The organism is Pantoea sp. ICBG 828, from assembly GCF_002928355.1.
In the GTDB taxonomy this organism is placed as follows: domain Bacteria; phylum Pseudomonadota; class Gammaproteobacteria; order Enterobacterales; family Enterobacteriaceae; genus Pantoea; species Pantoea dispersa.
This window is the reverse complement of sequence record NZ_POWN01000005.1, coordinates 68,176-89,861: the sequence shown is the minus strand read 5'-3', so window position 1 is coordinate 89,861 and position 21,686 is coordinate 68,176. Positions and strand designations below refer to the sequence as shown.

Here is a 21,686-nt window from a genome sequence, read left to right as displayed (position 1 = left end):
CAGGAGAGCGATAATGAAAACGCTGCTGATAAAAGATTCTTCACTCGGCCTGGCATCAGGCCATTTAGCCTCGGAACGTCTACAGGCGGCGGCAGGGCAGGCAGGACTGACGCTGGTCGACAGCGCCGCGGATGCCGAACTGGTGCTGGTGATTGGCCAGCAGATTACCGACAACGCGCAGCTCGCCGGCAAGTCCGTTGCCCTCGTGGATGTGCAGCAGGCGCTGCGCGATCCGCAGGCGGCACTGGCGCTGGCTAAAGATGCGGCGCAACCGTGGCAGCCGGCTGCGGCAACCCCGGCGACACCGGCGACAAGTGCACCGGCGCAGAGCGCCGGGCAGAAACGTATTGTGGCCGTCACTGCCTGTCCGACCGGCGTGGCGCATACCTTCATGGCAGCCGAGGCGATTGAGGCGGAAGCCAGCAAACGCGGCTGGTGGGTAAAAGTGGAAACCCGCGGCTCAGTCGGCGCCGGCAACCCGATCACCCCGGAAGAAGTGGCGGCGGCCGATCTGGTGATCGTTGCGGCGGATATCGACGTTGACCTGGCGAAATTTGCCGGCAAGCCGATGTACCGCACCTCCACCAGTCTGGCGCTGAAGAAAACCGCACAGGAGCTGGATAAAGCGCAGGCGGAAGCCAAAGTCTGGCAGCCTTCCGGCAACCAGGCGGCAGCCAGCCAGAGCGACAGCAAAGAGAAAGCCGGTGCCTATCGGCATCTGCTGACTGGCGTATCTTATATGCTGCCGATGGTGGTCGCCGGCGGTCTGAGCATTGCGCTGTCATTCGCCTTTGGGATTACCGCGTTCAAAGAGCAGGGCACCTTAGCCGCGGCGCTGATGCAGATCGGTGGCGGCAGCGCCTTTGCGCTGATGGTGCCGGTGCTGGCGGGCTTTATCGCCTTCTCGATTGCTGACCGTCCGGGCCTGACGCCGGGTCTGATTGGCGGCATGATCGCCACCAGCATCAACGCCGGTTTCCTTGGCGGCATCATCGCCGGTTTCATCGCCGGTTACGCCGCGAAACTGCTGAGCAGCAAAGTGAAGCTGCCGCAAAGTATGGAAGCGCTGAAGCCGATTCTGATCATTCCGCTGGTGGCCAGTCTGATTACCGGCCTGCTGATGATTTACGTGGTAGGCAAACCGGTTGCCGGCATCATGAGCGGCCTGACCAGCTGGCTGGCGAACATGGGCACCGCTAACGCGGTCCTGCTGGGCGCGATTCTGGGCGGCATGATGTGTACCGACATGGGCGGTCCGGTGAACAAAGTGGCTTACGCCTTTGGTGTTGGTCTGTTGAGTTCGCAAACCTACGCGCCGATGGCCGCAATCATGGCGGCCGGTATGGTGCCACCGCTGGCGATGGGGCTGGCAACGCTGGTAGCGCGTCGTAAGTTCAATAAAGGTCAGCAGGAGGGCGGTAAAGCCGCGCTGGTACTCGGCCTGTGCTTTATCTCCGAAGGTGCCATTCCGTTTGCGGCGCGTGATCCGATGCGCGTGTTGCCATGCTGTATCGTGGGTGGCGCAGTGACCGGTGCGATCTCCATGGCGATGGGTGCCAAACTGATGGCGCCGCACGGCGGGCTGTTCGTCCTGCTGATTCCAGGCGCCATTACGCCGGTACTGGGTTACCTGCTGGCGATTGTGATTGGTACGCTGATTGCGGGTCTGGGCTATGCGATTCTGAAACGTCCGGAAGAGGAACTGGTCAAAGCCGCGTAACGGCAGCCAGGAACAACAAAGGGAGCCGCGGCTCCCTTTGTTATTGGCGACAGGCCCCGGTGAAACCCGTTACGCCTGCTGCTCGGCCTTCAGCCAGGCAATTTCATCCTTCCAGATATCCGGATTGATGGTTTCGAGAATCATCGGGATACCGTCAAAACGCGCATCCTTCATCAGCCAGCTAAACGCGGTCTTGCCAATGTTGCCCTCGCCAAGGCTGTGATGGCGATCCACGCGGCTGCCGAGCGTGCTTTTGGCATCGTTCAGGTGCATACCGCGCAGATACTGAAAGCCCACCACGCGCTCAAACTCGGCAAAGGTGGCTTCACAGGCAGCTTCGCTGCGTAAATCATATCCGCCAGCGAAGGCGTGGCAGGTGTCGATGCACACGCCGACGCGCGATTTATCCTCGACGTGGTCAATAATCGCCGCGAGGTGTTCAAAGCGGAAACCGAGGTTGCTGCCCTGACCGGCGGTATTCTCAATCACCGCTACCACGTTGTGGGTTTTATCCAGCGCAATGTTGATCGACTCGGCGATGCGCTTCAGGCAGGCATCTTCATCAATCTGCTGCAGGTGGCTGCCGGGATGGAAGTTGAGCAGCGTCAGACCAAGCTGTTCGGCGCGCTGCATCTCATCGATAAACGCCTCGCGCGATTTCTCCAGCGCGTCCATCACCGGGTGGCCGAGGTTAATCAGATAGCTGTCGTGCGGCAGGATTTGCGCGGCGCTGAAGTTGTATTGATCGCAGGCGGTTTTAAAGGCGTCGATCACCTGCGCAGAGAGCGGCGCGGCTTTCCACTGGCGCTGATTTTTAGTGAACAGCGCAAAGGCTGTGGCTTCGATTTCATGGGCCCGGATCACTGCCTGGTCTACGCCGCCGGATGCGCTTACGTGTGCGCCGATATATTTCATGCCGCTCTCCTGAATGGGCGATTGCTGATGCAAAACGCCCATGATAGCGGATGCGCTTACGCCATGAAATGTTGCACCAGCACATTCAGTGCGCCGCCGCCGAGAATCAGCCAGATAAACATCAGCAGACCAAGCAGCAGCGGTTTGACGCCCGCCTGCTTCAGCGCGCCGAAACGGGTGGTTAAGCCCAGCGCCGCCATCGCCATCGCCAGCAGCAGATTCGCCAGCTGATTCAGTCCCGCTACCACCGGCGGTGGCAGCAGATGCAGCGAGTTAAACAGCGCCACCACAATAAACAGCAGGGCAAACCACGGAAAGCGGATCGGCTGCTGTGCCTGACGCTGGTGGCTGCGCTGGCGCTGCAGCCAGCTGCCGAGGATCAGCAGAAACGGTGCCAGCATCATCACCCGCAGCATCTTGGCGATCACCGCCGTGTTCTCCGTTTCCGCGCCCATCGCATGGCCAGCCGCCACCACCTGCGCCACTTCGTGCAGCGTCGAGCCGGTAAAGACGCCAAAGTGCTGCGCGCTGACCTGCGGCAGCAGCGTCCAGATAAACGGGTACAGCACAATGCCGACGGTGCCAAACAGCACCACGGTGGCCACCGCGACCGCCACTTTCGACGGTGCGGCTTTGATCACCGGTTCACTTGCCAGCACCGCTGCCGCACCGCAGATGCTGCTGCCGGCACCAATCAGCCACACGGTTTCGCGATCCATTTTCAGTAAACGGATCCCGATCAGGCAGGTGATCAGAAAGGTTGAGCTCAGCACCAGCACATCAATCAGCACGCCGCTGACGCCGACATCGGCGATCTGCTGCACGGTGATGCGGAAGCCGTAAAGAATGATGCCGAGTCGCAGCAGTCGCTGTTTGGCCAGCATCACCCCACTGTCACACGGTGTCGCAACGCGGGGATACAGGCTATTACCCAGCACGATGCCGATAATGATGGCCAGCGTCAGCGCGCCGAATCCCGCGCCCGCCAGCCACGGCTGACTGGCCAGCCACGCGGCGCCTGCGGCGATGGCGGCGGTCAGCAGCAGTCCCGGCAGCCAGCGATGAACATGAAAAGGGGTTTTGTTGACGCTTAGTTCAGCCATAATACGCTTCTCCTCAGTGAGGCTTTAGCGTGCGCCTGGCTGGCTTAAAAGTGAAATTGATAATATATTTATAATCAACCGGAATAAGTGATAAGGAAGGGCAACAATGTTCATGCGCTTGCGCCGCTGGGCGAAGCTCATCAAACGGGACGTGCTGACGCTGTGGTTTGCCTGTCGCGATCCGCGTACGCCGTGGTGGTTTAAGCTGCTGGCGTTTGGCATCGTCGCTTATGCGCTCAGCCCCATCGATCTGATTCCGGACTTCATCCCGATTATTGGCCTGCTGGATGACGCGATTATCATCCCGCTTGGCGTGATGATCCTGCTGCGTCTGCTGCCGCGCGACGTGCGCATCAGCAGCGCCGAACGCGCCGAGGTGCAGCGGGCGCGCGGCAAAAAGATCGTCAGCTGGAGCGGCCTGATTCTGATGCTGCTGATCTGGCTGGCGGTGGTGATCTATCTGGTGAAGCGGTACGCCATGTAAGGAGCACGCATGCACATTACGCTGCGTCAGATTGAAGTGTTTACCGAGGTGCTGAAAAGCGGCTCAACTACTCAGGCCTCGCAGGTGCTGGCGCTGTCGCAGTCGGCGGTCAGCGCGGCCCTGGCCGATCTGGAAAGTCAGCTCGGTGTACAGCTGTTTGACCGCGTCGGCAAACGGCTGGTGCTCAACGAGCACGGCCGGCTGCTCTATCCGCGTGCGGTCGGGCTGCTGGAGCAGGCGATTGAGATCGAACAGCTGTTTAAAGAAGACAACGGAGCGATTCGCCTGTTTGCCAGCAGCACCATCGGCAACTATCTGCTGCCGGGGATGATCGCCGCGTATCGCCGCGATTTTCCCACGCTGCCGCTGGAGCTGAGCGTCGGCAACAGCCAGGACGCCATCAATGCGGTGGCCGATTTTCGCGTCGACATTGGCCTGATTGAAGGGCCGTGCCATGAGCCGGATATCATCAGCGAACCGTGGCTGGAAGATGAACTGGTGGTGTTCGCCGCGCCGGATGCGCCGCTGTTACAGCAGCCGGTGACGCTGGAGACGCTGGCCGCTGCGCCGTGGATCCTGCGCGAGCGCGGTTCCGGTACGCGTGAGATTGTCGATTACCTGCTGCTGTCACACCTGCCGCAGTTTCAGCTGGGGATGGAGTTAGGCAACTCGGAGGCGATTAAACACGCGGTGCGCCACGGCATGGGCATCAGCTGCTTATCGCGCCGGGTGATTGCCGATCTGCTTGAGGCGGGCACGCTGAAGGAAGTGCCGGTGCCCCTGCCGCGCCTGACGCGCACCCTGTATCGCATCCATCACCGGCAGAAACATCTGTCGAAAGCGCTGAGCCGCTTCCTCGCCTATTGCCGGGAATAGCCGCAGTCTGCCCTGTGCTGTGGCTAATAATTCCCGGCCGATTATGAAGGTAACTAATAACCCGAGGCGAATGCTATACAGTGCAGGCTTTGCTGCTACAATCGCGCCTTATTTTTATCCAGCATAGCGTTTACACATGCATAATGACTCAAAAACAACACAACAACCTGGGCTGCGCCGTGAATTAAAAGCGCGCCATCTCACCATGATCGCCATTGGCGGTTCTATCGGCACCGGCCTGTTTGTCGCCTCGGGTGCCACTATCTCTCAGGCGGGTCCTGGCGGTGCGCTACTCTCCTACGCGCTGATCGGCCTGATGGTCTACTTCCTGATGACCAGCCTCGGCGAACTGGCGGCGTTTATGCCGGTCTCCGGTTCCTTTGCCACCTACGGCGCCAAATATGTCGAAGAGGGCTTTGGCTTCGCGCTGGGCTGGAACTACTGGTACAACTGGGCGGTGACCATCGCCGTTGACCTCGTTGCCTCACAGCTGGTGATGAACTACTGGTTCCCGGACACGCCAGGCTGGATCTGGAGCGCGCTGTTCCTCGGTCTGATGTTCCTGCTCAACTACATTTCGGTCAAAGGCTTCGGCGAGGCGGAATACTGGTTCTCGCTGATCAAAGTCGCCACCGTCATCATCTTTATTGTGGTCGGTGTGCTGATGATTACCGGCATCCTGCGCGGCGCAGAAAATGCAGGCTGGCACAACTGGACGGTGGGAGATGCGCCGTTTGCCGGCGGGTTTGCGGCGATGATTGGCGTGGCGATGATTGTCGGCTTCTCTTTCCAGGGCACCGAACTGATCGGGATTGCCGCCGGTGAATCAGAAGACCCGGCGAAGAATATCCCGCGCGCGGTACGCCAGGTGTTCTGGCGCATCCTGCTGTTCTATGTGTTCGCGATCCTGATCATCAGCCTGATTCTGCCGTATACCGATCCGCAACTGCTGCATAACGATGTCACCGATATCAGCGTCAGCCCGTTCACGCTGGTGTTCCAGAATGCCGGTCTGCTGTCCGCGGCGGCGGTGATGAACGCGGTGATCCTGACGGCGGTGCTGTCGGCGGGTAACTCCGGCATGTACGCCTCAACGCGTATGCTGTTTAACCTGGCGCAGGAAGGCAAGGCACCGCGCATTTTTGCAAAACTGTCGAAAGGCGGCGTACCGCGCAATGCCCTGCTGGCGACCACGGTGGTGGCAGCGCTGTGCTTCCTGACTTCGAAATTTGGCAATCAGGAAGTGTACCTGTGGCTGCTGAATACGTCAGGGATGACCGGCTTTATCGCCTGGCTCGGCATTGCTATCAGCCATTATCGCTTCCGCCGCGGCTATGTGGCGCAGGGGCTGAATCTGGCCGATCTGCCTTACCGCTCCGGCTTCTTCCCGCTGGGTCCGATGTTTGCGTTCGCGCTGTGTCTGATCATTACGCTGGGGCAGAATTATCAGGCATTCCTCGCCGATCGCATCGACTGGTACGGCGTAGCCGCAACCTATATCGGCATTCCGCTGTTCCTGGTGATCTGGCTGGGTTATAAGCTGACGCGCGGCACCCGCTTCGTAAAATACAGCGAGATGGAATTCCCCTCCTTTAAGCAGTAATGCCTGACAACGCTGCCTGGAGGCGTTTTTGCGCGATGAATCGCGCCGCTACAAACCGGTGCAACCCTCTGTAGCGGCGCAATTTATTGCGCTGGCAAACAGGCAGTAATGCATGACAACGCGGCCGGGAGGCGTTTTTGCGCGATGAATCGCGCCGCTACAAATCGGTGTAACCTTCTGTAGCGGCGCAATTTATTGCGCTGGCAAACAGGCTGTAATGCCTGACAACGCGGCCTGGAGGCGTTTTTGCGCGATGAATCGCGCCGCTACAAATCGGTGCAACCCTCTGTAGCGGCGCAATTTATTGCGCTGGCAAACAGGCAGTAATGCCTGACAACGCGGCCGGGAGGCGTTTTTGCGCGATGAATCGCGCCGCTACAAACCGGTGCAACCCTCTGTAGCGGCGCAATTTATTGCGCTGGCAAACAGGCAGTAATACCTGACAACGCGGCCTGGACGCGGTCTTGCGCGATGAATCGCGCCGCTACAAATCGGTGCAACCCTCTGTAGCGGCGCAATTTATTGCGCTGGCAAACAGGCAGTAATGCATGACAACGCGGCCTGGACGCGGTTTTGCGCGATGCATCGTGCCGCTACAAATCGGTGCAACCCTCTGTAGCGGCGCAATTTATTGCGCTGGCAAACAGGCAGTAATACCTGACAACGCGGCCACGGCCGCGTTTTTTTGCGAACTATTACGCTATGCAAACCTGGCGCAAACCATTCGGGCTTTGTTACAGAGACAGCATTGATAATTATTATCACCTGCTCTATTGTGGCAGCCGTTATAAGGCGACAGGAAACAGGTAGAACAATGCGTAGTACGGACTCCGCGCTGGTGGCGGAACATGGCACCGAAGCCGATACCCTGACCCGTTATCGTCAGGTTCTGCGTCAGCGACTGCTGCTGATTGGTGTGCTGGTGCTGGCGATCCTCGCTTCAGTTATCCTCGATTTCACCCTTGGCCCGGCCGGCCTGACGCTCAATACGCTGTGGCAAACGCTGCTCCATCCCGCAGCGGTGGACGCCGGCACGCGCGTGATCGTCTGGGACATCCGTCTGCCGTATGCGCTGATGGCGGTGGTGGTCGGCTTCTCACTCGGCCTCGCCGGTGCTGAAATGCAGACCATCCTCAATAACCCGCTGGCCAGCCCGTTTACGCTCGGCGTCTCGTCGGCAGCGGCGTTTGGTGCCGCGCTGGCGATCATTCTTGGCATCGGTATTCCCGGCGTGCCGGACCAGTGGTTGATTTCAGCAAATGCCTTTGTCTTCGCCTTGTTTGCCGCGCTGATGCTGGATGGCATCACGCGCTGGACCAAAGTCTCAACCTCCGGCGTGGTGCTGTTTGGCATCGCGCTGGTGTTCACCTTTAACGCCCTGGTTTCGATGATGCAGTTCATCGCCAGCGAAGATACGCTGCAGGGCCTGGTGTTCTGGACCATGGGCAGTCTGGCGCGTGCCTCATGGGAAAAACTGGGCGTGTTGAGCGCCGCCTTTGCCATCCTGCTGCCGTTCTCGATGCTCAGCAGCTGGAAACTCACGGCGCTGCGCCTTGGTGAAGATCGCGCGGTGAGTTTCGGCATTGACGTGCGGCGGCTGCGGCTGGCGACGCTGCTGCGCATCAGCATTCTCTCGGCGCTGGCGGTGGCATTCGTCGGCCCGATCGGCTTTATTGGCCTGGTCGCGCCGCACATTGCGCGCATGATGTTTGGTGAAGATCACCGCTACTATCTGCCAGCCAGTGCGCTGACCGGCGCGCTGGTGCTGTCGCTGGCATCGGTGGCCTCGAAAAACCTCATTCCCGGCGTCATCATTCCGGTCGGCATCGTCACCTCGCTGGTGGGCGTGCCGTTCTTTCTCAGCATTATTCTGCGGCATCGGGGGACAGTGTGATGGAGCAGGGCTTACGAGTCAGCCACTTTTACGCCGGTTACCCGAAGCGGAACGTCATCGACGATCTCAATGTCACGCAGCTGCCACGCGGCAAAATCACCGTGCTGCTGGGGCCCAACGGCTGCGGCAAATCGACGCTGCTGCGCGCGCTGGCCGGTCTGAGCAAAGGGCAGGGCGAGCTGTGGCTCAACGGTGAAGAGCTGATGAGCCAGCCGTTTGCCCGGCGCGCGCAGCGCGTGGTCTATCTGCCGCAGACGCTGCCAGCCGGTGTGCATCTGCACGTGCTGGAGTCGATCATCGTGGCGCAGCGTGCCTCCGGTGGATTACACAGCGCCGCCAGTGAAGCGGAAATCATGCACCTGCTGGAGCAGCTGGGCATTGCCCATCTGGCGATGCGCTACCTCGATCAGCTGTCCGGTGGCCAGAAGCAGCTGGTCGGGCTGGCGCAGTCGCTGATTCGCCGTCCGGAACTGCTGCTGCTGGATGAACCGCTCAGCGCGCTGGATTTGAATTATCAGTTCCATGTGATGGATTTGGTGCGGCGCGAAACCCGGTTGCGCAACATGGTGACGGTGGTGGTGGTGCATGACATTAACATCGCGCTGCGTCATGCCGATCACGCGCTGATGCTGAAGCAGGGGCAATTACTGGCCGACGGTGTGCCGTCGCAGGTGATTACGCCGGAGACGCTGGCGCAGGTGTATGGCGTGCGCGGTCGCATTGAGCACTGCTCACAGGGCATGCCTCAGGTAATGATTGATGGGCTGGTGGCGGAATCACTGGCCTGACGCCAGACACGTTCTGCCCCTCAGCATCAGAGGGGCAGAGAAGTGCATTACGCCAGTAAATGCTGCGCGTGGAACCGCAGATGGTCCTCCACGAAGCTGGCGATAAAGAAGTAGCTGTGGTCATAACCCGGCTGGATACGCAGCTCCAGCGGGAAGTTCTGCTCGCGCGCCACCGCTTCCAGCCGCTCCGGGCGTAGCTGATCGGCGAGGAACTGATCGCTATCGCCCTGATCGATCAGTACCGGCAGGCGATGTTCAGCGTTCTGCATCAGCAGGCAGCTATCCCACTCGCGCCACGTCTGGCGATCGTCGCCCAGATAGGCGGCAAAGGCTTTCTGTCCCCACGGCACTTCGGTCGGATTGACGATTGGCGCAAACGCGGACGCCGACGCATAGCGCCCGCCGAGGCGCAGCGCCAGCACCAGCGCGCCGTGGCCGCCCATCGAATGTCCCATTACCGACTGGCGATCGCTCAGCTTGAAGTTATCCGCCACCAGTGCCGGCAGCTCCTCGCTGAGATAATCGAACATACGATAATGTGCCGCCCACGGTTGCTGCGTGGCGTTGAGATAAAACCCGGCACCCTGGCCCAGATCGTACCCGCTGTCATTGGCCACTGCATCGCCGCGCGGGCTGGTGTCCGGCATAATCAGCACCAGACCGAGTTCGGCCGCCACGCGCTGCGCACCGGCTTTGGTGGTGAAGTTCTCATCATTGCAGGTCAGCCCGGCGAGAAACCATACCACCGGCGGTGGCGCGTCGTCGCGCGGCGGTGGCAGAAAGATGCTGAACGTCATCGGGCAGTTGAGCACGACGGACTGATGACGCCAGCGCTGCTGCCAGCCGCCAAAAATACGGTGTTCTTCCAGCAGCTCCAGAGTGGATGCCATGTCGCCTCCTGCTTATTTATTAAAATGCACCACGGAACGGATCGATTTGCCTTCATGCATCAGCTCAAATGCCTCGTTGATCTCTTCCAGCGGCATGGTGTGAGTGATGAAATCATTCAGCGCAAACTTACCGTCGAGGTAATCCTGCACGATGCCCGGCAGCTGAGTGCGTCCTTTCACGCCGCCAAACGCCGACCCGCGCCATACGCGACCGGTAACCAGCTGGAACGGCCGGGTAGAAATCTCTTCGCCGGCACCGGCAACGCCGATAATCACTGATTCGCCCCAGCCTTTATGGCAGCACTCCAGCGCGGAACGCATCACGTTGACGTTACCGATACACTCAAACGAGAAGTCCACGCCGCCGTCGGTCATCTCGACGATAACTTCCTGAATTGGCTTAGCAAAATCTTTCGGATTAACCAGGTCGGTTGCGCCCAGTTTGCGCGCCAGGTCAAACTTGCTGGTGTTGATATCAATACCGATGATGCGACCGGCCTTCGCCATTTTCGCCCCAATGATCGCCGACAGGCCAATGCCGCCGAGGCCGAAAATCGCCACGGTGTCGCCTTCTTTCACTTTGGCGGTATTCATCACCGCGCCCATGCCGGTGGTCACGCCACAGCCGAGCAGGCACACTTCTTCCAGCGGCGCTTCTTTGCTGATTTTCGCCAGGGAGATTTCCGGTACAACGGTGTACTCAGAGAAGGTCGAGGTGCCCATGTAATGGAAGATCGGCTTGCCGTCTTTAAAGAAGCGGGTGGTGCCGTCGGGCATCAGCCCTTTGCCCTGTGTGGTGCGGATTGCCTGACACAGGTTGGTTTTGCCGGAGAGACAGAATTTACACTTGCCGCACTCTGGCGTGTACAGCGGGATCACGTGATCGCCGACCGCTACGCTGGTAACGCCTTCGCCCACCGCTTCAACCACGCCGCCACCTTCGTGACCGAGGATCGCCGGGAATACGCCTTCCGGATCTTTACCTGACAGGGTGTAAGCATCGGTATGGCACACGCCGGTGGCAACGATACGCACCAGCACTTCCCCTTTCTGTGGCGGCATCAGATCCACTTCTTCAATCTTCAGCGGTTCGCCAGCAGCCCAGGCCACGGCCGCGCGGGTTTTAATCATGTTCATGCAATCCCTCTTCCTGTGATGTCGTGATTGGATAAAAAATAACGCTTACTCAGCGGCCTGCAGCGGATGCAGCAGTTCATCGTTGAGCGGGCGGTCATCAAACATTTCAATAATCAGATACTTCAGCGCCTCAACGTTGGGCGTAAAGGCGTCGCGGCGCCACATCAGCCAGGTGGCCGTGTCGCGCCAGGTCGGCGGCAGGCTGTGCTGCTGCACGCGCGCGCGGGCTGGCATCTGCGCCAGCACCGAGGCGGGAATCATCGCCACGCCGCCGCCGCCGGCTACGCAGGCGACCATGGCGTGATAAGACTGAATCTCCATAACGCTGTGCGGTGCGCTCTGGCTGTCGCGATACCAGGACTCCAGCCGGGTGCGGTACGAGCAGCTGTTGCCAAAGGCAAACAGCGTATCGCCCTGCGTATCGCGGGCGCTGTGAATCGGCGCGTGTTCGAGGCTGGTGATCAGCACCATCTCTTCACGAAAGGCGATGCAGCCATTCAGATCGTCATGACTAGCCGGACCGTCCACCAGCGCCGCCGCCAGCGTGCCGGCGCGCACTTTATCGATGATATCGCCTGAGGTGCCGGTCACCAGCGACAGCGCGACGTTGGGGAAGCGCTGATGGTAGGCGGCCAGCAATCCCGGCAGGCGAGTGGCGGCGGTGCTCTCCATCGAACCGAAGGCAAAGTTACCACCGGGTTCACCGGCGCGCGCCATGTTCAGCGCCTCGTCGCTCAACGCCAGAATACGCTGCGCATAATTGAGGAAATTGTGGCCCATCGGCGACAAACGAATGCGCTGCTTCTCACGAATAAACAGATCGACGCCGATTTCTTCTTCCAGCTGTCGCAGTCGCGTGGTGAGATTAGACGGCACGCGATGCAGCATTTCGGCGGCGCGCGCCAGTGAGCCGGTTTCGGCCACGGAACAGAACATGCGGAGCTGTACTAAATCCATATTCTCTTCTCGTAAACAACTTGGTTAATATTATTCACTTTTCGTGAGTCTAAACGTCATGCATGCTGCTGACAAGTGATAATCCAATCGATCCGGAGTCAGAATGGCGTGGCGAGTCGCGCTTAGCGCGTTTTTAAGTTTAGTGGTTGCAATGGGGATTGGGCGATTTGCGTTTACCCCGCAGGTGCCGCTGATGATTCACGACGGTCAGCTCACGCTCGCCAGCGCCAGCCTGGTCGCGGCGCTGAACTATCTCGGTTATCTGGCCGGATCGTTTGACGCGATGCGCGCGCAGCGGCGCGTGGAGTGGCGGCTGCAGCTGGGCGTCTGGGGTGCCGTCGCGCTGACGTTGCTGTCCGCCTGTATCAGCGGGCCGTGGCTGCATGCGGTGGTGCGTTTCCTGATCGGCGTCGCCAGCGGCTGGGCAATGGGGCTGGTGGCAGCATGGAGCAATGAGCAACTGCTGCATCACGGCCGGCCGGGTCTGTCGGCAGCGGTGTTTGCCGGTCCCGGCACCGGCATCTTCATCAGCGGTATGCTGGCGGTACTGCTGCACGCCAGCGGCGTGAGCGCGGCGTTTGCCTGGGCGGCGTACGGTGTGCTGGCGCTGCTGCTGATTGCCGCGATTGCGCGCTTCCTGCCGCGCAGCGGACAGCTGCATCGCCCGCAACAGGCCGCCGAGCCGCTGCTACTGACGCGTAATCTGAAGCGCCTGATCCTCAGCTACAGCCTCGCCGGCTTTGGCTATATTCTGCCCGCCACCTTCCTGTCGCAAATGGCGGCGGCGCGCTTCCCTGATAGCGCTTTTGCGCAGTTTGTCTGGCCGGTGTTTGGCGGGGCGGCGGTGATCGGCATCGTGCTGGGGATCGTGACGCGCCACTGGGGTAGCAGCCATCGGCGGCTGGCGCTGGTGCTGTGGGCGCAGGCGCTGGGCGTGATCGCCGCCATCGTACTGCCGGGCATCAACGGTCTGTTGCTGGCGGCGCTGCTGATTGGCGGCGGCTTTCTCTGCGTGGTGCAGCTGTCGCTGCAGTACAGCCGGGAGCTGGCGCCGCACCACGCGCGCTATCTCGCCGGCCTGCTCACGACCGGTTATGCCATCGGACAGCTCGGTGGGCCGCTGCTGTCCTGGATTTCCAGCCTGCTGTGGCACCGGCTCGATCCGGCGCTGTGGGTGGCCGGAGGCGGGTTGCTGCTGGCGGGGGCGCTGGTGATGCGGCGATCGCCCACCTGAAACGCTTTCATTTCCAATCGGATTGATTGCTGGATTAAGCGCGCGTTGTGTTTCACAATACGCGCTCAGAATTTCCCCCGCAGGCGCAGACCTGCGGGCGCATCACCTGCCGGAGAAGAGTACGATGAGCACCTTAAGTCAGGAAGCCGCCCTGGTTCACGAAGCACTGCTGGCGCGTGGCCTGGAAACGCCATTACGCGCCCCGGTGCGCGACATGGACGACGCGTCACGCAAGCGTGAGATCGCCGGCCACATGACCCAGATTATGCAGCTGCTGAATCTGGACCTGGAAGACGACAGCCTGATGGAGACGCCGCACCGCATCGCCAAGATGTACGTCGACGAAATCTTTTCAGGTCTGGATTACGCTAACTTCCCGAAAATCACCGTCATCGAAAACAAGATGAAGGTGGACGAAATGGTCACCGTGCGTGATATCACCCTGACCAGCACCTGTGAACACCACTTCGTGATCATCGACGGCAAAGCCACCGTGGCCTATATCCCTAAAGATAAGGTAATTGGCCTGTCGAAGATCAACCGTATCGTACAGTTCTTCGCCCAGCGTCCGCAGGTGCAGGAGCGTTTGACCCAGCAGGTGCTGGTGGCGCTGCAAACCCTGCTGGGCACCAATAACGTGGCGGTGTCGATCGATGCGGTGCACTATTGCGTGAAAGCGCGCGGCGTCAAAGATGCGACCAGCGCGACCACCACCACTTCACTCGGCGGATTGTTCAAATCGAGCCAGAACACGCGTCAGGAGTTCCTGCGCGCGGTACGCCACAGCTAAGCAGCGCGGGCGGCGTCGTTGTCGCCCGTGTTCCTCTCACCGTCAGGGCACTCGATGCAACGCTATCTCGCGCTGGATTTCATTCGTGGTTGCGCCATTCTCGGCATATTGCTGCTGAATATCGTCGGCTTTGGTCTGCCCTCGGCGGCCTATCTCAATCCGGCCTGGCAGGGTGAAGCCTCCGTTTCTGATGCCTGGACCTGGGCAATCATGGATGGCCTGGCGCAGCTAAAATTCCTGACGCTGTTTGCGCTGCTATTTGGTGCCGGGCTGGCACTGCAGGTGCCGCGCGGTAGCCGCTGGATCTCCTCACGCTTAACGCTGCTGGTCTTCATCGGGTTCATCCACGCGGTGTTTCTGTGGGAAGGCGACATCCTGCTGGATTATGGCCTGATTGGGTTGATTGTCTGGCGCATGCTGCGTGACGTGCCGTCGGAGCGGGCGCTATTACACACCGGGGTGCTGCTCTATCTGGTGGGCTGTGCCGTGCTGCTGGTGTTTGGCGTCATCTCCAGTCCGCAGCCGACGCGCTCATGGCTGCCGGGCGCGGCAGATCTGGAGTATGAGAGCTACTGGAAACTGGTCGGCGGCTGGGAAGCGGTGCAGAATCGCCTCGAACACCTGTCATCCGGCCTGATGGCGCTGGCTTCGCAGTATGGCTGGCAGCTGGCCGGGCTGATGCTGATCGGTGCCGCGCTGATGCGCAGCGGCTGGCTGAGCGGCCAGTTTAGTCTGCAACACTACCGACGCGCGGCGGCGCTGTTACTGACCATCGGCTGGCTGATTGCCATACCCGGCGTGCTGGCACAGTGGTTGCTACAGTGGGAATTTCGCTGGAGCGGCTTTTTCCTGCAGGTGCCACGCGATCTCGCCAGTCCGTTTATCAGCCTTGGCTACGCTGCGCTCTGTCTCGGTTACTGGCCGGCCATCGCCGCCACGCGGTTCAGTTACGCCATTCAGTGCGTCGGCCGCATGGCGCTGAGCAATTATCTGCTGCAGACGCTAATCTGCACCACGCTGTTCTACCGCTTCGATCTGTTCCTCAAATTTGACCGCCTGCAACTACTGGCTTTTGTACCGGCTATCTGGCTGGTCAATATTCTGTTCTCCGTGCTGTGGCTGCGCGTCTTCCCGCAGGGACCGATGGAGTGGCTCTGGCGCCGGCTGACGCAGCTCGCCGCCGGAAAAGCGGATAACGCGTCCGCCGGCAGATAATGATGTTCATCACAAAGGTTGCATAATTGTATGTAACCGTTTTCATCCGTGTGACGTAATTCACGCAGCTGTTTCCGATGCCCTGACAGAATAGCGCCGTTACGCGCCAGTCGCGCATTTTCTCCTCTGTGGAACAACTGCATGATAACGATTCGTGATGTCGCCCGTCAGGCCGGGGTTTCCGTTGCCACCGTGTCGCGGGTGCTCAATAACAGCAGTGCAGTCACCTCTGATACCCGCGAAGCCGTGCTGCAGGCGGTTGAATCGCTCGGCTACCGGCCGAATGCCAACGCGCAGGCGCTGGCTACTCAGGTGAGTGATACCATCGGCGTGGTGGTCATGGACGTTTCCGATCCCTTCTTTGGTGCGCTGGTTAAAGCGGTGGATACCGTGGCGCAGCGCATGCACAAGCACGTGCTCATCAGCAATTCCTGGCATCAGGAAGAGAAAGAGCGCCATGCCATTGAGGTGCTGATCCGCCAGCGCTGCAACGCGCTGGTGGTGCACGCGAAAACGCTTACAGACGCGGAGCTGGCCCGGTTTATGGACCAGGTTCCCGGTATGGTACTGATTAATCGTACTATTCCGGGATACGAGCACCGCTGCGTCTGCCTTGATAATGTCACTGGTGCGCAGGTAGCGACGCGCATGCTGTTACAGCAGGGCCATCAGCGCATTGGTTACCTCAGCTCCAGCCATCCGATTGAGGACGTGGCGCAGCGCCGCGACGGCTGGCTGCAGGCGCTGGCGGAGCAGGGCATCCGTCCGCCGGAGGGCTGGATTGCGCATGCCGAGCCGGACATGCAGGGCGGTGAAGCCGCGATGGTGGAACTGCTGGGGCGCAATCTGCACCTCACTGCGGTGTTCTCCTATAACGATGGCATGGCGGCCGGTGCGCTCACCGCGCTGAAAGATAACGGTATTCAGGTGCCGCAGCATTTCTCTGTCATCGGCTTCGATGACATCCCCATTTCCCGTTACACCGACCCGCAACTAACCACGGTGCGCTATCCCATTGTTTCTATGGCGAAACTGGCGACTGAGCTGGCCCTGCAGGGCGCAGCAGGCACGCTCGATCCGCACGCCGCGCACTGCTTCATGCCTACGCTGGTGCGGCGCCATTCGGTGGCGCAGCGGCAAATTGTGGAGTCGGTCACTAATTCAGGCGATAGCGCCGTGTAACCGTTTCCAATCTGTGATTGTATTCACAGTTAATTAACATGGCGCTCACTATGATGGCAGCGTCTTACCGGACTGAAACATTATGTAACGCCGGGCTTTCCTTCCCCGGTCTGGTTTCAGTAGCCGATTGAAATGGTTCACAACACACTTCAGGAAGCGTTTACCTACAGGGAAGTCAGGATAGCGATGGTGGTCCGGCTTGGTAGCAGCGCCTGCCCCATAAAAAATAGCGTTTCAACCGACTGCGCTGTCTGCCCGCAGGCAATACGGCGCGATGAAATACCCTGCATAAAAAAACCGGAGATACCATGAATAAGAAGGTTTTCACGCTCACAGCACTGGTTGCCAGCATGATGTTTGGTGCAACTGCGCACGCCGCCGATACCCGCATTGGCGTGACAATTTATAAATATGACGACAACTTCATGTCGATGGTGCGCAAGGACATCGAAAAAGAGGCGAAAAGTGTAGGCGGCATTCAGCTGCTGATGAACGACTCACAGAACGACCAATCCAAACAGAACGACCAGATTGACGTGCTGATGGCGAAAGGCGTGAAAGCGCTGGCCATCAACCTGGTGGATCCGGCTGCTGCGGCAGTGGTAATCGACAAAGCGCGCGCGAACGACGTGCCGGTGGTGTTCTTCAACAAAGAGCCTAACGCGAAAGTGCTGGCCAGCTACGACAAAGCTTACTATGTCGGTACCGACTCCAAAGAGTCCGGCATCAAGCAGGGTGAGCTGATCGAGAAACACTGGAAAGCCACGCCAGCCTGGGATCTGAACAAAGACGGTCAGATTCAGTTCGTGCTGCTGAAAGGTGAACCGGGCCATCCGGACGCTGAAGCGCGTACCAAATACGTTATCGAAACCCTGAACAAAGACGGCATCAAAACCCAGCAGCTGGCGATGGATACCGCAATGTGGGATACCGCGCAGGCGAAAGACAAAGTGGATGCCTGGCTGTCTGGCCCGAACGCCAACAAAATTGAAGTGATCATCGCGAACAACGATGCGATGGCGATGGGTGCGGTTGAAGCGCTGAAGGCGCACAACAAAACCAGCATTCCGGTGTTTGGTGTTGACGCCCTGCCAGAAGCGCTGGCGCTGGTGAAATCCGGTGCGATGGCCGGTACCGTGCTGAACGATGCGGAAAACCAGGCGAAAGCCACGCTGGACATTGCTAACAACCTGGCCAATGGCAAAGAGCCAACCGCAGGTACCAACTTCAAGATGGATGGCAAAGTCGTACGCGTACCGTACGTACCGGTTGATAAAGAAAACCTGTCGCAGTTTGTGAAGTAATTCGTCCCGGGCGCGGCTTTTCTGCCGCGCCTTATTGCATCTGACCAACGCTTTTTTTAGCCAGGTAAATTATGGCCAGTGAGAATCCGACCACACAGCGAGAATATCTGCTGGAGATGACGAATGTCTCGAAATCATTTCCAGGGGTGAAAGCCTTAGATAATGTGAATTTAAAAGTGCGGCCGCACTCCGTCCATGCCTTAATGGGTGAAAACGGCGCCGGTAAATCCACTTTATTAAAATGCCTGTTTGGGATTTATAAAAAGGATACGGGGAGCATCCTGTTTCAGGGTGAGGAAATAGATTACAAATCCTCCAAAGAGGCGCTGGAAAATGGCGTTTCAATGGTGCATCAGGAATTAAATCTGGTGCTGCAGCGCAACGTGATGGACAACATGTGGCTGGGGCGCTATCCGCGCAAAGGTCCGTTTGTCGATCAGGATAAAATGTATCGTGATACCAAAGCGATCTTTGATGAATTAGATATTGATATCGATCCGCGCGATAAAGTCGCGACGCTTTCGGTATCGCAAATGCAGATGATTGAAATCGCCAAGGCGTTTTCCTATGACGCGAAAATCGTCATTATGGATGAGCCCACGTCATCGCTGACCGAAAAAGAAGTTAACCACCTGTTTACCATTATCCGTAAGCTGAAAGATCGCGGCTGCGGTATTGTTTATATTTCGCATAAAATGGAAGAGATTTTCCAGCTGTGCGATGAGATCACCATTCTGCGTGACGGCCAGTGGATTGCCACTCAGCCGCTGGAAGGGCTGGACATGGACAAGATCATCGCCATGATGGTCGGCCGTTCACTCAACCAGCGCTTCCCGGACAAAACTAACGTGCCGGGTGAAGTGATTCTTGAGGTGCGCAATCTGACCTCGCTGCGCCAGCCATCGATCCGTGATATCTCGTTTGACCTGCACAAAGGCGAGATTCTCGGGATTGCCGGTCTGGTGGGCGCCAAGCGTACTGACATTGTGGAAACCTTATTTGGTATCCGTGAGAAGTCGGGCGGCACCATTAAACTGCACGGTAAAGCGATTAATAACCACAGCGCCAACGAAGCCATCAACCATGGTTTTGCGCTGGTGACGGAAGAGCGGCGTTCCACCGGGATTTATGCCTACCTGGATATTGGTTTTAATTCGCTCATTTCTAATATCAAGAAATATAAATCCAGTATGGGTCTGCTGGATAATAAACGCATGAAAAGCGATACCCAATGGGTCATTGATGCCATGCGGGTGAAAACGCCCGGCCATCATACCCAAATTGGATCGCTCTCCGGCGGTAACCAGCAAAAAGTCATTATTGGTCGCTGGTTATTGACGCAGCCGGAAATACTGATGCTTGATGAACCGACGCGCGGTATTGACGTCGGCGCTAAATTCGAGATTTATCAGCTGATCTCGGAGCTGGCGAAAAAAGAAAAGGGCATCATTATTATCTCTTCTGAAATGCCAGAGCTATTGGGCATTACCGACCGTATTTTGGTAATGAGTAATGGTCAGGTAGCGGGCATTGTCGATACTAAAACGACCTCGCAGAATGAAATCCTGCGTTTAGCGTCATTACACCTTTAATGAAGCAAGGGCTTTAACATGAAAGCGACTACTAAAAAGAATGCGCTAACCTGGTTAAAAGAGGGCGGCATTTATGTTGTCCTGTTGGTACTGCTGGCGATTATTATTTTCCAGGATCCGACCTTTTTAAGCCTGATGAACCTGAGTAACATTCTGACTCAGTCATCGGTCCGTATTATTATCGCCCTCGGCGTAGCCGGTCTGATCGTGACCCAGGGCACCGACCTGTCGGCAGGGCGCCAGGTGGGTCTGGCGGCGGTGGTGGCGGCAACGCTGCTGCAGTCGATGGATAACGCCAACAAGGTGTTCCCGCATCTGGAAACCGTGCCGATTCCACTGGTGATTCTGACCGTGTGCATCATCGGTGGCGTGATTGGTCTGGTTAACGGCGTGATCATCGCTTACCTGAAGGTGACGCCGTTTATCACCACGCTGGGCACCATGATCATCGTTTACGGCATCAACTCGCTGTACTACGACTTCGTGGGCGCTTCACCGATTGCCGGATTTGACGCTGGCTTCTCGAAGTTTGCCCAGGGCTTCCTGCGCTTCGGCGACTTCAAGCTGTCGTTCATCACCTTCTATGCGATTATCGCCATCGTGTTCGTCTGGATCCTGTGGAACAAAACCCGCTTCGGCAAAAACATCTTTGCTATCGGCGGTAACCCGGAAGCGGCGAAAGTCTCTGGCGTTAACGTTCCGCTTAACCTGATCCTGGTGTATGCGCTGTCCGGCGTGTTCTATGCCTTCGGCGGGATGCTGGAAGCGGGCCGTATCGGCAGCGCCACCAACAACCTCGGCTTTATGTATGAGCTGGATGCGATTGCGGCCTGCGTGGTGGGCGGCGTGTCGTTCGCCGGCGGGGTAGGTACCGTCGCGGGTGTGGTGACCGGTGTGATCATCTTCACCGTCATCAACTACGGTCTGACCTACATCGGCGTGAACCCGTACTGGCAGTACATCATCAAGGGCGGCATCATCATCTTCGCCGTGGCGCTTGATTCGCTGAAATACGCGCGCAAGAAATAGCAGAGAACAAGGTCAACCATCAGGGCTGCGGCAACGCGGCCCTTGTTGTTTTTATTGCACATTGAGAATAGTGGTGAGACTTGCAGGGGATGGCCGGTACTTTGTAGGGTGCGCATTGATGCGCACCGGCAGCATCGCCGCGATCCTGCTTAACTCGCCAACGTCAGATCCGGCTGCTGGCCTCTCGCCGATTATTTCCGCAGCTTCTCTTCCAGCTCAAGCAACTGTTCCGGTGTGACCGCCGGGTAGCTCTGCGCATCTTCCGGCACTTCATGCACCGCCGGAATCGGCACCAGCGGGCCAAGGAAACGCGGCTCACGCTTCATCAGATAGAGATCCGCCAGCGCACCGAGGCGCGCACCCACCTCGCGGAACCGCACCGACAGCATATTTTTGGGCGACGGCACGGCGTAGCACTGCGCCTGAATGCCAAGATGCTGGGCGATATACAGCGCGCGTTCGCAGTGGAAGCGCTGGGTAATGATGATAAAGTCGTTGGTGTCGAAGACTTTGCGTGTGCGCACAATCGAATCCAGCGTACGGAAACCGGCATAATCCAGCACGATGTCCGAGGGATCGACGCCGGCTTTGATCAAATCGCGTCGCATGGTCATCGGCTCGTTGTAGCTCTGCAGCGCATTATCGCCGCTCAGCAGCAGATAATTCACCTTGCCGCTGTTGTAAGCGTTGAGCGCGCCCTGAATGCGATACAGGTAATACTGATTGATGACGCCGGTGCGGTAATACTTGGCGGTGCCCAACACCACGCCGACCTGGCGATGCGGCAGCGAAGCGACATCTTCATAAATAAACGGCGCGGTTCGCCAGCTAATCCAGCGATCGAGGCCGAGCGCGGTCGCCATCACCAGTAAGATGATGATAAACAGACCAAAGAAAACGCGTTTAAGTATGCGCACGGGCACTCGGTTGACGAAAATTCAGATGGGTCAAGGCTACTTGAGGCGGCACGGCT

The 21,686-nt window shown here is 58.6% G+C and carries 19 protein-coding genes; 13 read left to right on the top strand and 6 right to left on the bottom strand.

What is annotated here, in order from left to right:
* Nucleotides 1-13 precede the first annotated feature (13 nt).
* Entirely contained in the window at nt 14-1,720 is a 1,707-nt protein-coding gene (fruA, locus tag C1Y43_RS13240) for a PTS fructose transporter subunit IIBC (RefSeq protein WP_104188504.1), read from the top strand.
* A gap of 69 nt (nt 1,721-1,789) precedes the next feature.
* Here the strand turns inward: fruA and nfo are convergent, their stop codons facing one another.
* Nucleotides 1,790-2,635, bottom strand: a complete 846-nt coding sequence (nfo, locus tag C1Y43_RS13235; RefSeq protein ID WP_058775787.1) for a deoxyribonuclease IV — start codon at nt 2,633-2,635, stop codon at nt 1,790-1,792.
* 56 nt (nt 2,636-2,691) lie between these two features.
* Nucleotides 2,692-3,738: a YeiH family putative sulfate export transporter gene (locus C1Y43_RS13230; RefSeq protein ID WP_104188502.1), complete on the bottom strand. Its 1,047-nt coding sequence runs from the start codon at nt 3,736-3,738 to the stop codon at nt 2,692-2,694.
* Nucleotides 3,739-3,844: 106 nt separating this feature from the next.
* On the opposite strand from C1Y43_RS13230, the gene C1Y43_RS13225 reads away from it, so the two are divergent.
* The 5 genes from C1Y43_RS13225 to C1Y43_RS13205 all read left to right on the top strand — a co-directional run bounded on the left by C1Y43_RS13225 (nt 3,845) and on the right by C1Y43_RS13205 (nt 9,383).
* Entirely contained in the window at nt 3,845-4,222 is a 378-nt protein-coding gene (locus C1Y43_RS13225) for a YkvA family protein (RefSeq protein WP_058757253.1), read from the top strand.
* Nucleotides 4,223-4,231: 9 nt separating this feature from the next.
* Complete coding sequence (yieE, locus tag C1Y43_RS13220; RefSeq protein WP_058769936.1) at nt 4,232-5,098, top strand: DNA-binding transcriptional regulator YeiE; 867 nt, start codon at nt 4,232-4,234, stop codon at nt 5,096-5,098.
* 136 nt (nt 5,099-5,234) lie between these two features.
* A complete protein-coding gene (locus C1Y43_RS13215; RefSeq protein ID WP_021509272.1) occupies nt 5,235-6,701 on the top strand; it encodes an amino acid permease in 1,467 nt (488 codons plus the stop codon).
* Nucleotides 6,702-7,515: 814 nt separating this feature from the next.
* Nucleotides 7,516-8,595, top strand: coding sequence for an iron ABC transporter permease (locus tag C1Y43_RS13210; protein WP_058769937.1), 1,080 nt, complete (start codon nt 7,516-7,518; stop codon nt 8,593-8,595).
* Nucleotides 8,595-9,383, top strand: coding sequence for an ABC transporter ATP-binding protein (locus C1Y43_RS13205; protein WP_021509274.1), 789 nt, complete (start codon nt 8,595-8,597; stop codon nt 9,381-9,383). The genes C1Y43_RS13210 and C1Y43_RS13205 overlap by 1 nt, the downstream gene beginning before the upstream one ends.
* 47 nt (nt 9,384-9,430) lie before the next feature.
* On the opposite strand, the gene fghA is transcribed toward C1Y43_RS13205, so the two are convergent.
* Genes fghA through C1Y43_RS13190 form a run of 3 tightly spaced genes read right to left on the bottom strand, consistent with a single transcriptional unit; the run spans nt 9,431 to nt 12,367 of the window.
* Nucleotides 9,431-10,273, bottom strand: coding sequence for an S-formylglutathione hydrolase (gene fghA / locus C1Y43_RS13200; RefSeq protein ID WP_104188500.1), 843 nt, complete (start codon nt 10,271-10,273; stop codon nt 9,431-9,433).
* Between the two features lie 12 nt (nt 10,274-10,285).
* Nucleotides 10,286-11,410, bottom strand: a complete 1,125-nt coding sequence (locus C1Y43_RS13195; RefSeq protein ID WP_021509276.1) for an S-(hydroxymethyl)glutathione dehydrogenase/class III alcohol dehydrogenase — start codon at nt 11,408-11,410, stop codon at nt 10,286-10,288.
* Between the two features lie 45 nt (nt 11,411-11,455).
* Complete coding sequence (locus C1Y43_RS13190) at nt 11,456-12,367, bottom strand: LysR family transcriptional regulator (RefSeq protein WP_058757258.1); 912 nt, start codon at nt 12,365-12,367, stop codon at nt 11,456-11,458.
* A gap of 103 nt (nt 12,368-12,470) precedes the next feature.
* On the opposite strand from C1Y43_RS13190, the gene C1Y43_RS13185 reads away from it, so the two are divergent.
* The 7 genes from C1Y43_RS13185 to mglC all read left to right on the top strand — a co-directional run bounded on the left by C1Y43_RS13185 (nt 12,471) and on the right by mglC (nt 20,713).
* Nucleotides 12,471-13,601 carry a YbfB/YjiJ family MFS transporter gene (locus C1Y43_RS13185; protein WP_104188499.1) on the top strand — a complete coding sequence of 377 codons (1,131 nt, stop codon included), beginning with the start codon at nt 12,471-12,473 and terminating at the stop codon, nt 13,599-13,601.
* A gap of 124 nt (nt 13,602-13,725) precedes the next feature.
* Nucleotides 13,726-14,391, top strand: a complete 666-nt coding sequence (folE, locus tag C1Y43_RS13180) for a GTP cyclohydrolase I FolE (RefSeq protein WP_021509279.1) — start codon at nt 13,726-13,728, stop codon at nt 14,389-14,391.
* A 54-nt stretch (nt 14,392-14,445) separates the two neighbouring features.
* A complete protein-coding gene (gene yeiB, locus C1Y43_RS13175) occupies nt 14,446-15,606 on the top strand; it encodes a DUF418 domain-containing protein YeiB (protein ID WP_058757260.1) in 1,161 nt (386 codons plus the stop codon).
* A 141-nt stretch (nt 15,607-15,747) separates the two neighbouring features.
* Nucleotides 15,748-16,788: an HTH-type transcriptional regulator GalS gene (galS, locus tag C1Y43_RS13170; protein WP_021509281.1), complete on the top strand. Its 1,041-nt coding sequence runs from the start codon at nt 15,748-15,750 to the stop codon at nt 16,786-16,788.
* Between the two features lie 308 nt (nt 16,789-17,096).
* Nucleotides 17,097-18,092: a galactose/glucose ABC transporter substrate-binding protein MglB gene (gene mglB, locus C1Y43_RS13165; protein ID WP_104188497.1), complete on the top strand. Its 996-nt coding sequence runs from the start codon at nt 17,097-17,099 to the stop codon at nt 18,090-18,092.
* Nucleotides 18,093-18,163: 71 nt separating this feature from the next.
* Nucleotides 18,164-19,684 (top strand): galactose/methyl galactoside ABC transporter ATP-binding protein MglA, encoded by a 1,521-nt coding sequence (mglA, locus tag C1Y43_RS13160; RefSeq protein ID WP_021509283.1) that lies wholly within the window; start codon nt 18,164-18,166, stop codon nt 19,682-19,684.
* A gap of 18 nt (nt 19,685-19,702) precedes the next feature.
* Complete coding sequence (gene mglC, locus C1Y43_RS13155) at nt 19,703-20,713, top strand: galactose/methyl galactoside ABC transporter permease MglC (RefSeq protein WP_021509284.1); 1,011 nt, start codon at nt 19,703-19,705, stop codon at nt 20,711-20,713.
* 191 nt (nt 20,714-20,904) lie between these two features.
* On the opposite strand, the gene sanA is transcribed toward mglC, so the two are convergent.
* On the bottom strand, nt 20,905-21,624 hold the full coding sequence (sanA, locus tag C1Y43_RS13150) for an outer membrane permeability protein SanA (protein ID WP_104093252.1): 720 nt from the start codon (nt 21,622-21,624) through the stop codon (nt 20,905-20,907).
* Nucleotides 21,625-21,686 lie beyond the last annotated feature (62 nt).

Coding starts and splice junctions, on each gene's coding strand:
- fruA (WP_104188504.1), top strand. CDS start 14: ATGAAAACGCTGCTGATAAAAGATTCTTCACTCGGCCTGGCATCAGGC.
- nfo (WP_058775787.1), bottom strand. CDS start 2,635: ATGAAATATATCGGCGCACACGTAAGCGCATCCGGCGGCGTAGACCAG.
- C1Y43_RS13230 (WP_104188502.1), bottom strand. CDS start 3,738: ATGGCTGAACTAAGCGTCAACAAAACCCCTTTTCATGTTCATCGCTGG.
- C1Y43_RS13225 (WP_058757253.1), top strand. CDS start 3,845: ATGTTCATGCGCTTGCGCCGCTGGGCGAAGCTCATCAAACGGGACGTG.
- yieE (WP_058769936.1), top strand. CDS start 4,232: ATGCACATTACGCTGCGTCAGATTGAAGTGTTTACCGAGGTGCTGAAA.
- C1Y43_RS13215 (WP_021509272.1), top strand. CDS start 5,235: ATGCATAATGACTCAAAAACAACACAACAACCTGGGCTGCGCCGTGAA.
- C1Y43_RS13210 (WP_058769937.1), top strand. CDS start 7,516: ATGCGTAGTACGGACTCCGCGCTGGTGGCGGAACATGGCACCGAAGCC.
- C1Y43_RS13205 (WP_021509274.1), top strand. CDS start 8,595: ATGGAGCAGGGCTTACGAGTCAGCCACTTTTACGCCGGTTACCCGAAG.
- fghA (WP_104188500.1), bottom strand. CDS start 10,273: ATGGCATCCACTCTGGAGCTGCTGGAAGAACACCGTATTTTTGGCGGC.
- C1Y43_RS13195 (WP_021509276.1), bottom strand. CDS start 11,410: ATGAACATGATTAAAACCCGCGCGGCCGTGGCCTGGGCTGCTGGCGAA.
- C1Y43_RS13190 (WP_058757258.1), bottom strand. CDS start 12,367: ATGGATTTAGTACAGCTCCGCATGTTCTGTTCCGTGGCCGAAACCGGC.
- C1Y43_RS13185 (WP_104188499.1), top strand. CDS start 12,471: ATGGCGTGGCGAGTCGCGCTTAGCGCGTTTTTAAGTTTAGTGGTTGCA.
- folE (WP_021509279.1), top strand. CDS start 13,726: ATGAGCACCTTAAGTCAGGAAGCCGCCCTGGTTCACGAAGCACTGCTG.
- yeiB (WP_058757260.1), top strand. CDS start 14,446: ATGCAACGCTATCTCGCGCTGGATTTCATTCGTGGTTGCGCCATTCTC.
- galS (WP_021509281.1), top strand. CDS start 15,748: ATGATAACGATTCGTGATGTCGCCCGTCAGGCCGGGGTTTCCGTTGCC.
- mglB (WP_104188497.1), top strand. CDS start 17,097: ATGAATAAGAAGGTTTTCACGCTCACAGCACTGGTTGCCAGCATGATG.
- mglA (WP_021509283.1), top strand. CDS start 18,164: ATGGCCAGTGAGAATCCGACCACACAGCGAGAATATCTGCTGGAGATG.
- mglC (WP_021509284.1), top strand. CDS start 19,703: ATGAAAGCGACTACTAAAAAGAATGCGCTAACCTGGTTAAAAGAGGGC.